Raw genomic sequence first — 12,909 nt, forward strand, 5'->3', positions numbered from 1 at the left:
CTGTCACCGACGTCCACCAATTCGAGTGGCAACAACGACTGTTGTCGGCGTTTCGAGTATCTCAGAACCGCACGTTTCAACATGAAGGTTCGACAGTCCAATCCGGCCCAGCGTTCCCTGATGCTCAGAGATCTCGTCCGCAGCGGACGATCCTTTGATCGCCAGCAGCCGGCCCCCGGGCCGCAGTAGGGGAACACACCACTTGGCCAAGCGGTCCAGTGGGGCGACCGCACGCGACGTCACGACATCGGCACCGCCGACTGTCTTCTTGACTTCCTTTTCCTCGGCCCGCCCACGGACAACCCGCACATCGAGCTCGAGCTCCGCGACGACTTCTTCCAAGAAGGTCGCTCGGCGCAAGAGGGGCTCCACCAACGTCATCCGCACGGACGGCTTCGCGATGGCCACGGCAATGCCAGGCAGTCCGGCTCCGCTGCCGATATCGACCACATTCTCGCCGTCGGCGAGGAGGTCTCCCATCACGGCGCAATTCAACACGTGACGTATCCAGAGGCGGTCCACTTCCCGCGGTCCGATCAGCCCTCGCTCGACTCCCGCGCCGGCCAGACTCGACCAATACCGTTCCGCGAGCGGCAACCGCTCACCGAACACTGCCCGGGTGGCCGCCAGTGTCTTCTCACCCTCGGGACCCTCGAACTCTGCTGACAACGTTCATCCTCCGTTTCACGTGAAACATCACCGCGTTCTGGTGCGGAGCACCGAACCGCGGACAAGCAAACTACATCGGTGTAACTAATGGTGCGAGTCTAAAGTCTCCCGACCATCGCCCGGGGAGCGATGGTCGGCACAGTGAACAGTGGGGGAGAGCGAGACCATTCCGGTCCTGGTCGCCCAGCCGCCGAACACCGAGACGGCGCGAGCACTTCCGTCCACCCAACACCAAGTATCAACAACGCAATGGGCCCCGGCGAAACCGCCGGGGCCCATTGCAGTCGAACACTGGAAGATCAGGACTTGAGGACTACAACACGGCGGTTGGGCTCGGTGCCTTCGCTCTCGGAGTACACACCCTCGACAGCGGCGACCGCGTCGTGGACGATCTTGCGCTCGAAGGGGGACATCGGATCCAGCGTCTCGCGCTCACCATTCTCGAGGACGCGCTCGGCGACCTCGGTACCCAGCTTGGCCAACCGCTCCCGACGATCGGCACGCCACCGTGCCACGTCCAGCATGAGCCGACTGCGATCTCCGGTGGTGCGCTGCACCGCCAGCCGCGTCAGCTCCTGGAGTGCATCGAGGATCTCACCGTTCTTGCCGACCAGCTTCCCGAGATCGGAGCCACCGTCGATGCTGACGATTGCACGATCTCCGTCGACGTCGAGATCGATGTCTCCGTCGAAGTCGAGGACGTCGAGCAGTTGCTCGAGGTAGTCGCCGGCGATCTCGCCTTCTTCTACCAACCGCTCCTCGTCGGACATCTCCGACTCATCCGACGCCAACTCGGCAGCGGTGTCGTCGGCCGTAGTCTCTTCGTTCACGTCTTCGACAGCGACGTCTTTGGCCTCTGCACTCATCGCATTACCTCGCTTTGTACTGTTCCGGGGAGCTGACCGCGCATCGTGTCAGCGCCTTTTCTTACGTCGTGGCTGGTTGCCGCTCGGGCGTCCACCGGCAGGCTTCTTCGCATTATTCGAAGCGGGGGAGCCGGCGGCCTTGGACTTGTCCGGGGTCTGCTTCACCACCGGGGAATCCTTGGACCCGGTCGTGCCGTCGGCTGCGGCGGCGTCCACTGCGGTGGCGTCGGCGTCTGACTTCCCCTTGGACAGATCGACAGCATCGGCCTTCGTGGTGTCGACGGCCTTGCCCTTGACCGGCTTTGCACCCGGCTTCGGCTTGCCGGACACACCCGGCTTGGCGCCTGGCTTGGGGGCATTCTGTGAGCGCTTCTCCAGCTTTGCAGCCTTCTCTTCTTCTTCTTCTTTCTCGATACGACCGAAGACGAGGTGCTGCTGACCGTAGGTCCAGAGGTTGTTCGAGACCCAGTACAGGAGGATCGCGACGGGGAAGAAGGCGCCGGACACCAGGATGCCCAGGGGGAAGACGTAGAGCGCGAGGTTGTTCATGATCCGCGTCTGCGGGTTCTCCAGGGCCGCTTCGCTCTGACGAGCCACCGAGGCCCGCGAGTTCATGTGCGTCGCGATGGAGGAGACGATCACCAGCGGGATCACCAGCCAGATGATGTTCGCGCGGGTGAAGTCGACGACGCCGGTAGGGCTGAATGCCACCCATTCGGTTTCCGGCTGGCTGATCGCTGCCGACAGGGGCACACCGAACAACCGGGCGTCGAGGAAGTTCTGAACGAGCTCAGGACTGAAGATGTAGTTGGAGGTGTTCCGGGTCTCTTCGGCCGTCATGCCCAGCTGACCGAAACCGGTACCCATCCGGTTGAACGACCGCAGCACGTGGAACAGACCGATGAACACCGGGATCTGCGCGAGCATCGGCAGGCAGCCGAGGAGTGGGTTGAACCCGTGCTCCTTCTGGAGCTTCTGCATCTCCTCGGTCATCTTGACCCGGTCTTTGCCGTACTTCTTGCGGATCGCCTGCATCTGCGGCTGGATCTCTTGCATCTTCCGCGTGGTGCGGATCTGCTTCACAAACGGCTTGTACAGAATCGCGCGGAGAGTGAAGACCAGGAAGATGACGGACAGTGCCCAGGCAATTCCGTCCCAGCCCGAGCTATCCGGCAGGACTTTGCTGAACAGCCAATGCCATACCCACATGATCGCCGAAACCGGCCAGTAAATGAAATCGAGCACGTCGTCAGTTCCTCACTGTTACAACACAATCGGCTCTACAGCCGAAGAAGTTTGAGCCGGATCCCGCGGGCTGCCCGATGTCGCATAATCATCGGGTTCAGCCTGGCGCCGACAGCGGCGCTCGGGGATCGGGTCGTAGCCCGGTTTGTGCCAGGGTCCACATTTGGCGAGCCGCACGATGGACAACAGCCCGCCTCGGAAGAATCCGAATTCGGTCAGTGCCTCGACGGCGTAGGTACTGCAGCTGGGTTCAAAACGGCAGGTCGGTAGCCGCATGGGGGAGACCCACGTGCGGTAGAGCTCGATCAAGAAGATGACAGCCCGGCGCGGCCACATCGCCACCGCGTGACGAAGACCCGCTACCGAGCTCATCACGCCGTCGATTCGATGCGGCGTTGCGCCTTGCTCAATGCACCGACAAGTTGCTGTTCCAACTCTGACTCCGAACAGGTGGCACTGCCGGGCAACGCCCGGACAACCACCATTGTGGACGGCTCACACTGGGCAAGCAACGGCCGAGAGGCCGCACGCAGCCGGCGTGACACCGCGTGGCGGGTCACGGAATTGCCCACCGACTTGCCCACGATCAATCCGATCCGTGGTCCGCCGGTGGTGACAAAGTCCGGGTGCGACGGCCTGTAGACATGCGCAACCACATCACGCCGACCAACCCGCACCCCATTTTTCAGAGTGCGGGTGAAGTCCGATCGCCGGGTGATCCGGTTGGGCGGAGCCAACACGAGTTGCTGCGGCCTGCTACGCGGGCTGCGGTGCCGTGCCGACTCAGGCCGTCAAGCTCGAGCGTCCCTTGCCACGACGTGCGTTGACGATCGCGCGTCCAGCGCGGGTCCGCATGCGCAGGCGGAAGCCATGCACACGTGAACGACGACGGTTGTTCGGTTGGAAAGTCCGCTTGCCCTTGGCCACGGCCAAATCTCCTCATGGTGATGGGCTCGCTTACACAATTTGAGCCCAGCTTGTTAATCGGTGGTCTGTTCGCTACCTCGAAGCATCGGATGCTGAGCAACCTTTGTACAGGTTTACTCACCGCGGCCGGAATCGACGTTTGGCGACCGTTCGAGACTACTGACGACGGGCGGGCGGGTCAAACCGCCGCTGAAAGTACGAACCGCCCCCGACCTGCGACATCGACCATCGACACGCCTCACGGCATCGGATTCTTGCCTTTACCTGCAACATGTGGTTTTCGGTTGTGACCCCTGACCAATGTCTGTTAACTTCACCGAAGCTATCCACCCGGGGCGGAATCGCGATCACCCATCTGGGGTTCGCTGTTGTCTCGCTGTTGTTCCACACCTGTGGATAACGGTGTGGACAATAGGTGACGAACCCACCAGGAGGGATGACCATGCCAGCCGATTCCGATCACGATTCTTTCACAGTGATCTGGAACAAAGTCGTAACCGAGCTCAACGATGACAGCACCGGGAACCGACTTCCACTCTCAAAACAGCAGAAGGCCTGGCTCTCACTCGTCCGCCCGCTGACGCTTGCCGAGGGCTTCGCACTGCTGACCGTTCCCACCCAGCGTGTGCAGGAACAGATCGAACGCGGACTCCGTGAACCGATCGTCACCGCGCTGAGCCGGCATCTGGGCTATTCGGTCGATCTCGGTGTGCGGATCGATCCGATCGCCGCCGCCGACACACTCTTCGATCCGTACGAGGCAGATCGGGCGAAATCGGAGCGGGCCGAGAACAAAAAGGCTCCTGTCGGGCAACCGGCAGTCGGGCCCGGCCCCGGCCAGGTGCCGACCGACCCCGCCGGCTCCGGAGTCGCGCGCCCGGAAGAGGGTGACAGCAGATACCTACATTCCGTTCCGCCGCTGCCGCCCGAGACCTTCGCCTCCCGCGACCGTGATCTCGGTCGCACCGGGGCCGCCGAGTGGTCCGGATACTTCTCCGCGGCATCGTCGAAGTCGGATTCGAGTGGCGACTCGAGCCTGAACTCGAAGTACACCTTCGACACCTTTGTCATCGGTGCCTCGAACCGTTTTGCCCATGCCGCGGCCGTGGCCATCGCCGAAGCGCCGGCACGTGCATACAACCCGCTCTTCATCTGGGGTGAGTCAGGACTGGGCAAGACCCACCTGCTCCACGCGGCCGGTCATTACGCGCAGCGACTGTTCCCCGGAATGCGGGTGAAGTACGTCTCCACCGAAGAGTTCACCAACGACTTCATCAACTCGCTCCGTGATGACCGCCGGGTGGCCTTCAAGCGCCGGTACCGCGACATGGACGTGCTCCTCGTCGACGACATCCAGTTCCTGGAGGGCAAGGAAGGTATCCAGGAAGAGTTCTTCCACACCTTCAATACCCTTCACAACGCGAACAAACAGATTGTCGTCTCGTCCGATCGTCCTCCCAAACAGCTTGCAACGCTTGAGGATCGGCTTCGCACCCGCTTCGAATGGGGTCTGATCACCGATGTCCAGCCGCCGGAGCTCGAAACCCGCATCGCCATTTTGCGCAAGAAGGCGCAGATGGATCAGATCCGGGTACCCGACGATGTGCTCGAGCTGATCGCGTCGAAGATCGAGCGGAACATCCGCGAACTCGAAGGTGCGCTCATCCGCGTGACCGCGTTCGCGTCGCTGAACCACTCCGAGCTCGACACCGCGCTCGCCGACGTGGTGCTCCAGGCCCTGCTCCCGGACTCGGCAAGCCTGGAGATCACCGCAGCGACGATCCTGGCCGTCAACGCCGAGTACTTCGACATCAGCATCGAGGAACTGCGTGGGCCGGGTAAGACCCGATCAATCGCACAGGCCCGCCAGATCGCCATGTACCTGTGTCGGGAACTCACGGACCTCTCCTTGCCGAAGATCGGTGAGACGTTCGATCGTGACCACACGACGGTGATGTACGCCGACAAGAAGATCCGTAAGGAAATGGCCGAGCGTAGACGCGTCTACGACCAGGTCCAGGAGCTGACCGCACGGATCAAGCAGCGCTCACGCCGCTAGCGGCGCAGCACCACCGATAGAACCCCCCACAGCGGGCGGCCTGATGGCCGCCCGCTGTTTTGTCATTGCCTGCGTGGCGCTGTGTCAACGCCGGCCGAAACCACATCCAGAGCTGCCCGCCGAAGCTGTTCGTCGGCCCCCGATCAGCTCGGACCGAAGCCACTCTCAACCTCACATCGAGACTTCGCCGGTCGTGTCGTCTCACAAAAAGAGGGTGACCTCGGCGCCGCGAGCCTGTGTACAACTCAGTGGATAACTCCGATTTTCTGTGGATAACCACTGAACGTTCCGGCAAACACCGAGGACTGTTCACATGCCGGCCATGTTGTTCCACGAATGGCCAAGAATTCGCTACCAACCCCTCAGGGGGTCCTACCTGGCAAATTTGGTAGCTGTCCACAAATTCACAGTGCCTACTACTACTACGAATTTATCCATCAACAAATCTCTTTAAAAGTGGGGCTGTGCACAAGTTGCTCCACACACGATCCCGGCGATCGACCGTTCGATGGCACTGGGCACCCCCATCGGCACCGAATACTTGGGATCGGCCCTAGAGTGGAGACCCTGACGCCTGCGCTCGTCTGATGTTCTGCGTCCGCAGGCAATCTGTTGCGCATCGGAAAGTTCAATCAAGAAGGGCAAGCTGGAGACTATGAAGTTTCGGGTGACTCGTGACGAGTTTGCAGATTCGGTCGCGTGGGTTGCGCGCAGTCTGCCCAGCCGACCGCCGGTACCGGTGCTAGGTGGCGTCCTGCTGACGGTCACAGATGCGGGTTTGTCCGTATCAGGATTCGATTTCGAAGTATCTGCGCAGGTCAACGTCTCGGCAGAAGTTGCTGATGAGGGTCAGGTCCTGGTCTCGGGCAAGTTGCTGGCCGATATCACCCGCGCCCTGCCTGCCAAGCCCGTCGATGTCCAGCTCGACGGCACCCGCGTAGCCATCGTCTGCGGCAGTGCGAAGTTCTCGCTGCCCACCATGCCGGTCGAGGACTACCCCCAGCTCCCTGATGTTCCTGACAAAACCGGCTCCATCCCGGCCGATGTGTTCTCCGAGGCGATCACGCAGGTTGCCATCGCAGCCGGGCGCGACGACACCTTGCCGATGCTCACCGGAATCCGGCTCGAGATCGATGGCACCACCGTGGTCCTGGCCGCGACCGACCGGTTCCGGCTGGCCGTTCGCGAGCTCACCTGGACCCCTGAGGTGCCTGACACGACCTCCGCGGTCCTCGTCCCGGCCAAAACCTTGTCGGAAGCGGCAAAAACTGCGGGTGCCGACGGCAGCTCGGCTGTCGGACTGGCGTTCGGTTCCGGTGGCAGCATCGGCGCCGATGGGCTTCTGGGCATCGTCGGTTCCGGCCGCCGGACCACCACCCGTCTGCTCGATGCCGAGTTCCCCAAGTTCCGGCAGTTGCTCCCGGCCACCCACACCTCCGTGGCCTCGATCGAGATCGCGCCGCTCACCGAGGCCATCAAACGTGTCGCCCTGGTCGCTGAGCGTGGCGCCCAGGTGCGTCTGGAGTTCGGTGAGGATTCCGTGCTGCTGACCGCCGGCGGCGATGATGCCGGCCGCGCCGAGGAGCAGGTCGACGTGAAGTTCTACGGCGAACCGCTGACCATCGCCTTCAATCCGGGATATCTGCTCGATGGGCTGAGTTCGCTGCACTCGTCATCGGTCGACTTCGGATTCACCACCCCCTCACGGCCTGCCGTGCTGCGTCCGGGGTCCGAAAATGAGCCGTCTCCTGACGGCAACGGTGCCTACGCTGCACCGAACAGTGAGTACACCTATCTGCTGATGCCGGTTCGTCTGCCCGGCTGAGTTGCCTGACCTGCGGTGCCCGGGCGGCGAGCTGCGCATATCTGATCGGTCTCGATGAGAATGAGGGAGGCGCCGGAGGGTCGGGTGAGACCTCGACGTCCCCCCGACCGGGATTGACTGCGAGCACCGTGATCGGCACGAAGATGGGGACGACCATGCAATTGGGTTTGGTGGGACTGGGAAAAATGGGTGGCTTCATGCGCACCCGGCTCCGGGACGCCGGCATCGAGGTGGTGGGTTACGATCCGAGACCGGACGTGACGGATGTGACCTCGCTCGCCGAGCTCGCAAGCGCGCTTGCCACGCCGCGGATCGTCTGGGTGATGGTGCCCTCGGGTGAGGCCACCCGATCGACCGTACGTGTGCTCGCCGACACCCTGTCCCCCGGAGATCTGGTCATCGACGGTGGGAACTCGAAATACACCGATGATGCCGTGAACGCAGAACTGTTGGCGGCCAACGGAATCAATTACATCGACTGTGGTGTGTCCGGCGGTGTGTGGGGCCTGGAAAACGGTTACGGATTGATGTGCGGCGGCGCCAAGGACGACGTCGAGCGGGCGATGCCGATCTTCGACGCCCTGCGCCCGCCGGGCGAACGCGCCGATGGATTCGTCCACGCCGGCCCGGTCGGCGCAGGTCACTACGCCAAGATGGTGCACAACGGGATCGAATACGGACTGATGCACGCCTATGGTGAGGGCTACGAAATCCTCGACGCCGAACCACTGATCGAAGACGTCACCGGAACGCTGCGGGCCTGGACCAACGGCACCGTCGTGCGCTCCTGGCTGCTCGAACTGTTGGTGAAGGCCCTACAAGAAGATCCGGGACTTTCCGAAATCTCCCATTACACAACCGATTCCGGTGAAGGACGCTGGACCGTCGAGGAAGCGGTCAAGCATTCGGTACCGGCCAACGTGATCTCTGCAGCACTGTTCGCCCGCTTCGCCTCCCGTCAAGAGGGTGGCTCGCCTGCCCTCAAGGCGGTGTCCGCACTGCGGCAACAATTCGGTGGACACTCGGTGGTCCAGAAGTCGACGACATGACCGGGAGTTGATCCGACGAGGTGTATGTCCGTAATCTGACGCTGCACGATTTCCGTTCCTGGGAGCAGGTGTCCGTCGAATTGACCCCTGGAACAACGCTTTTCGTCGGCAGGAATGGCTTCGGCAAGACGAATCTACTCGAGGCCCTGTATTACTTGTCGGGCCTGCGCTCGCATCGGGTCAGCACCGATGCGCCGTTGATCAGGTCTGGTGCGGAGCAGGCGAGGTTGTCGGCGACCGTGGAAAACGACGGGCGTGAACTGACCGTCGATCTGCTGATCGTCGCGGCCAAGGCCAACAAGGCGGCGATCAACGGTGCACCGCGCCGTCGTCCGCGGGACATCCTCGGGATCCTGCGGACCGTGATGTTCGCGCCCGAAGACCTGTCGCTGGTCCGTGGCGATCCGGGGGAGCGACGACGCTTTGCCGACGAACTGACCGCCGGGCGCGGTCCGCGATGGGCCGCGGCCAAGGCCGACTACGACCGGGTGCTGCGCCAACGGGCGGCACTGCTCAAGACCGCGTCGGCGGCACTGCGGCGTGGCGGGGGTGAGGCCGATTCGGTGATCAGCACCCTCGACGTCTGGGACGCTCAGCTCGCCGAATACGGGTCGCAGGTGACCGCGGCCCGGATCGATCTGGTGGCTGAGCTCGAACCCCATGTCCGCCAGGCATATTCGACCATCGCACCACAATCACGACCGGCATCGCTGTTGTACCGTTCGTCGGTGTCGGAGAATGTGATCCCGGCGGCCGGGGAGAAGGCCGACGTCGAATACATCGAAGCGGTGATGCTCAATGATCTGGCGATGCTGCGTAAGAAAGAGATCGAACGGGGTGTGTGCCTGGTCGGTCCGCATCGAGACGACATCGATCTGATGTTGGGCAACGAACCCGCCAAGGGCTTCGCCAGTCACGGGGAATCGTGGTCGATGGCGCTCTCGCTGCGGCTGGGGTCGGTCGAATTGGCCCGGGCAGATGGGGTCGAACCGGTGCTCATGCTCGACGATGTGTTCGCCGAACTCGACGCCAAACGCCGGGAGAAGTTGGTCGAGGTGGCCGAAGGTGCCGAACAGGTCCTGGTGACCGCAGCGGTGGCCGACGACATCCCCGCGCAGATCGGTGGCCGCACCGTCGCGGTCAACATTGTCGAATCCGAAGGTGTTCGGACCTCAGAGTTGGTGGTACAGGGATGACCGAGAGCGATTCGAATCGAACAACCGGTGGTGCCGACACGCCGCAGGACGGCGAACCGGGCAACAAAAATCCGGGCCCGAGTGGCTATGACATGGCCCGCAAGGCGCTCGAGGATGCCCGCGCGGCAGCCCGGGCGGCCGGGAAATCGGTAGGTCAGGGCCGGGCCTCGCCGGCCGCCCGCAAGCCAGGATCACGTCGCCCGGCCCGTCGCACCTGGACCGGTGCGGGCCCGGATCAGTACGACCCGCAGCCGTTCGGGCGGCTCGTGGGCGGTCTGGCGGGGCGCCGCGGCTGGAGTGACAAGATCAGCGAAGGTACCGTCTTCGGATCCTGGGACCGCATCGTCGGTGAAGAGATCTCTTCGCACGCTCAACCGAAAGCACTGCAGGACAAGGTTTTACACGTGACCGCCGAGTCAACGGCGTGGGCTACCCAATTACGGTTGGTCCAGGCCCAGATCATCGCGAAGATCGCTGCGGTGGTGGGCGACAACGTGGTGACCAGCCTGCGGATCACCGGTCCGCAGGCCCCGTCCTGGCGTAAGGGTGAACGCCACGTCCGCGGTCGCGGACCGCGGGACACCTACGGATAGAACCGCCGGCGGGGTCCGATGTCGGCAAAAGGGCGAGAAAGCCGTCGCAATGAACGTTGGACCCCGAAGTTGTCGGTCAGACTAGGTCTGCGTCGAAAAAATCCGCCAGAAGAGACGTGAGGGGTGCGGCAGGGCTATCTCTTGTCGCCTCACCCAGTAGTATGTGGAGAGTTGCCCCGAACCGGGGTAGACCCGCCGCGTGGAGAACCCCCGGAACAGGCAGAGATTGTGACTGCCGGGTGGCGTCCTGCGTGGTGTGACTCAATGGCGATGTAAGGAGCGGACGCACTCGTGGCCGACAGCACCGAACCCCAAGAACCGGCAGCCTCGGAACCGGCGAAGACCCCGGAACCGGCAAAGAAAGCCCCGGCAAAAAAGAAGGGGAACAGCGAATACGGTGCAGACTCGATCAGCATCCTCGAGGGTCTCGAGGCGGTCCGGAAGCGGCCCGGTATGTATATCGGATCCACCGGGGAACGCGGACTCCACCATCTGATCTGGGAAGTTGTCGACAACTCTGTCGATGAGGCGATGGCCGGCTACGCCACGCGTGTCGATGTCACCCTGCGGGCCGATGGCGCCGTTCAGGTCGTTGATGACGGCCGTGGAATTCCGGTGGAGATGCACAAGACCGGCGTCCCGACCGTCGAGGTCGTCATGACGCAGCTCCATGCCGGTGGCAAGTTCGACTCCGACTCCTACGCCGTCTCCGGCGGTCTGCACGGTGTCGGTATCTCGGTGGTCAACGCCCTGTCGACCAGGGTCGAACTCGAGATCGCGCGGGACGGCTTCAACTGGTCCCAGACCTACAAGAAGGCAGTTCCAGAGCCGCTGGTCAAGGGCGCGCCCACAAAGAAGACCGGCACCCTGGTCCGGTACTGGGCCGATGACTCGATCTTCGAGACGACCGCCTACAACTTCGACACCATCGCGCGGCGACTGCAGGAAATGGCCTTTCTCAACAAGGGCCTGACCATCACACTGACCGATGAGCGCCCGGCCACCGTTGCGGTCGGGGACGCCGACGATGTCGAGATCGCCGAAGCACCCAAGTCCGAAGACGAACTGGCCGAAGAGGCAGAGAACACCGAGCTCGCCGACGACATGGTCGTCGATGCCGAGGGCAAGCCCGAGGTCCACAGCAAGAAGAAGCGCACCCGCACCTACCACTACCCGGGTGGTCTGGAAGATTTTGTGGCCCACCTGAACCGGACCAAGCAGGCGGTCCACCAGTCGATCGTGAGCTTCACCGCGAAAGGCCCGGGCCACGAGCTCGAGGTGGCCATGCAGTGGAACAACGGTTATGCCGAATCGGTGCACACCTTCGCCAACACCATCAACACCCATGAGGGTGGTACGCACGAAGAGGGTTTCCGCGCGGCGCTGACAACCACCGTCAACCGCTACGCGCTCGACAAGAAGCTGGTCAAAGAAAAAGACGGCAAACTCACCGGTGATGACATCCGCGAGGGTTTGGCCGCGGTCATCTCGGTGAAGGTCGCCGAACCCCAGTTCGAGGGTCAGACCAAGACCAAACTCGGTAACACCGAGGTCAAGAGCTTTGTGCAGAAGGTGAGCAACGAACACCTCTCACACTGGTTCGAGGCGAATCCGGCCGAGGCCAAGATCATCATCAAGAAGGCGCTCGACTCCGCACAGGCCCGCCTGGCCGCCCGAAAAGCGCGAGAGTTGGTGCGCCGCAAGAGCGCAACCGACATCGGCGGTCTGCCGGGCAAACTCGCTGATTGCCGTAGCAAGGACCCCAGCAAGTGTGAGGTCTACATCGTGGAGGGCGACTCGGCCGGTGGTAGCGCCAAATCCGGTCGCGACTCGATGTACCAGGCGATTTTGCCGCTTCGCGGAAAGATCATCAACGTCGAGAAGGCGCGGATCGACCGGGTTCTCAAGAACACCGAGGTCCAGTCGATCATCACGGCGTTCGGCACCGGTATCCACGACGAGTTCGACATCTCCAAGCTGCGGTACCACAAGATCGTGTTGATGGCCGACGCAGACGTTGACGGACAACACATCTCGACGTTGCTGATGACCCTGCTGTTCCGTTTCATGCGGCCGTTGGTCGAGCACGGTCACGTCTATCTGGCCCAGCCCCCGTTGTACAAGCTCAAGTGGCAGAAGGGCGCCGCACCGGAGTTCGCCTATTCCGACCGGGAACGTGACGGACTGTTGCAGGCGGGCGCCGAGGCCGGCAAGAAGATCAACAAAGAAGACGGTATCCAGCGTTACAAAGGTCTGGGCGAGATGAATGCCAAGGAGCTGTGGGAGACGACCATGGATCCTGCGGTCCGCATCCTCCGTCAGGTGACGCTCGACGACGCCGCAGCCGCCGATGAGCTGTTCAGTGTGTTGATGGGTGAGGACGTGGTCGCGCGCCGCAGCTTCATCGCGCGCAACGCGAAAGACGTTCGCTTCCTGGACGTCTGACCCGCCGTCACCGACCCATCAACCTGATACGACGA

Annotated in this window: 12 protein-coding genes; 6 read left to right on the top strand and 6 right to left on the bottom strand. The window is 62.7% G+C overall.

Going from position 1 to position 12,909, the window contains the following annotated elements:
- Positions 1-3 precede the first annotated feature (3 nt).
- From rsmG to rpmH, 6 genes are all read right to left on the bottom strand, one after another.
- Positions 4-669, bottom strand: coding sequence for a 16S rRNA (guanine(527)-N(7))-methyltransferase RsmG (rsmG, locus tag AC51GR_RS09425; protein ID WP_496324367.1), 666 nt, complete (start codon positions 667-669; stop codon positions 4-6).
- Positions 670-968: 299 nt separating this feature from the next.
- On the bottom strand, positions 969-1,535 hold the full coding sequence (locus AC51GR_RS09430) for a Jag family protein (RefSeq protein ID WP_496324368.1): 567 nt from the start codon (positions 1,533-1,535) through the stop codon (positions 969-971).
- A gap of 48 nt (positions 1,536-1,583) precedes the next feature.
- Positions 1,584-2,780, bottom strand: a complete 1,197-nt coding sequence (gene yidC, locus AC51GR_RS09435; protein ID WP_496324369.1) for a membrane protein insertase YidC — start codon at positions 2,778-2,780, stop codon at positions 1,584-1,586.
- 18 nt (positions 2,781-2,798) lie between these two features.
- On the bottom strand, positions 2,799-3,152 hold the full coding sequence (gene yidD / locus AC51GR_RS09440; RefSeq protein WP_496324624.1) for a membrane protein insertion efficiency factor YidD: 354 nt from the start codon (positions 3,150-3,152) through the stop codon (positions 2,799-2,801).
- Positions 3,152-3,520, bottom strand: coding sequence for a ribonuclease P protein component (gene rnpA / locus AC51GR_RS09445; RefSeq protein ID WP_496324370.1), 369 nt, complete (start codon positions 3,518-3,520; stop codon positions 3,152-3,154). The genes yidD and rnpA overlap by 1 nt, the downstream gene beginning before the upstream one ends.
- Positions 3,521-3,563: 43 nt before the next feature.
- A complete protein-coding gene (gene rpmH, locus AC51GR_RS09450) occupies positions 3,564-3,707 on the bottom strand; it encodes a 50S ribosomal protein L34 (protein ID WP_495513869.1) in 144 nt (47 codons plus the stop codon).
- A gap of 442 nt (positions 3,708-4,149) precedes the next feature.
- Between rpmH and dnaA the strand changes: the two genes are divergently transcribed.
- The 6 genes from dnaA to gyrB all read left to right on the top strand — a co-directional run bounded on the left by dnaA (position 4,150) and on the right by gyrB (position 12,874).
- On the top strand, positions 4,150-5,766 hold the full coding sequence (gene dnaA / locus AC51GR_RS09455; RefSeq protein ID WP_496324371.1) for a chromosomal replication initiator protein DnaA: 1,617 nt from the start codon (positions 4,150-4,152) through the stop codon (positions 5,764-5,766).
- Positions 5,767-6,421: 655 nt separating this feature from the next.
- On the top strand, positions 6,422-7,591 hold the full coding sequence (gene dnaN / locus AC51GR_RS09460; RefSeq protein ID WP_496324372.1) for a DNA polymerase III subunit beta: 1,170 nt from the start codon (positions 6,422-6,424) through the stop codon (positions 7,589-7,591).
- Between the two features lie 155 nt (positions 7,592-7,746).
- Entirely contained in the window at positions 7,747-8,640 is an 894-nt protein-coding gene (gene gnd, locus AC51GR_RS09465; protein WP_496324373.1) for a phosphogluconate dehydrogenase (NAD(+)-dependent, decarboxylating), read from the top strand.
- 20 nt (positions 8,641-8,660) lie between these two features.
- Positions 8,661-9,836, top strand: a complete 1,176-nt coding sequence (gene recF / locus AC51GR_RS09470; protein ID WP_496324374.1) for a DNA replication/repair protein RecF — start codon at positions 8,661-8,663, stop codon at positions 9,834-9,836.
- Positions 9,833-10,429, top strand: a complete 597-nt coding sequence (locus AC51GR_RS09475) for a DUF721 family protein (protein ID WP_496324375.1) — start codon at positions 9,833-9,835, stop codon at positions 10,427-10,429. The genes recF and AC51GR_RS09475 overlap by 4 nt, the downstream gene beginning before the upstream one ends.
- Before the next feature lie 291 nt (positions 10,430-10,720).
- Positions 10,721-12,874: a DNA topoisomerase (ATP-hydrolyzing) subunit B gene (gyrB, locus tag AC51GR_RS09480; RefSeq protein ID WP_496324376.1), complete on the top strand. Its 2,154-nt coding sequence runs from the start codon at positions 10,721-10,723 to the stop codon at positions 12,872-12,874.
- Positions 12,875-12,909: the final 35 nt, after the last annotated feature.

This window comes from Williamsia sp. z71 (assembly GCF_059553375.1).

What these genes read in the sequence shown, in the direction of transcription:
- AC51GR_RS09475 (WP_496324375.1), top strand. Translation starts at nt 9,833, where the DNA reads ATGACCGAGAGCGATTCGAATCGAACAACCGGTGGTGCCGACACGCCG.
- dnaN (WP_496324372.1), top strand. Translation starts at nt 6,422, where the DNA reads ATGAAGTTTCGGGTGACTCGTGACGAGTTTGCAGATTCGGTCGCGTGG.
- gnd (WP_496324373.1), top strand. Translation starts at nt 7,747, where the DNA reads ATGCAATTGGGTTTGGTGGGACTGGGAAAAATGGGTGGCTTCATGCGC.
- dnaA (WP_496324371.1), top strand. Translation starts at nt 4,150, where the DNA reads ATGCCAGCCGATTCCGATCACGATTCTTTCACAGTGATCTGGAACAAA.
- yidD (WP_496324624.1), bottom strand. Translation starts at nt 3,152, where the DNA reads ATGAGCTCGGTAGCGGGTCTTCGTCACGCGGTGGCGATGTGGCCGCGC.
- AC51GR_RS09430 (WP_496324368.1), bottom strand. Translation starts at nt 1,535, where the DNA reads ATGAGTGCAGAGGCCAAAGACGTCGCTGTCGAAGACGTGAACGAAGAG.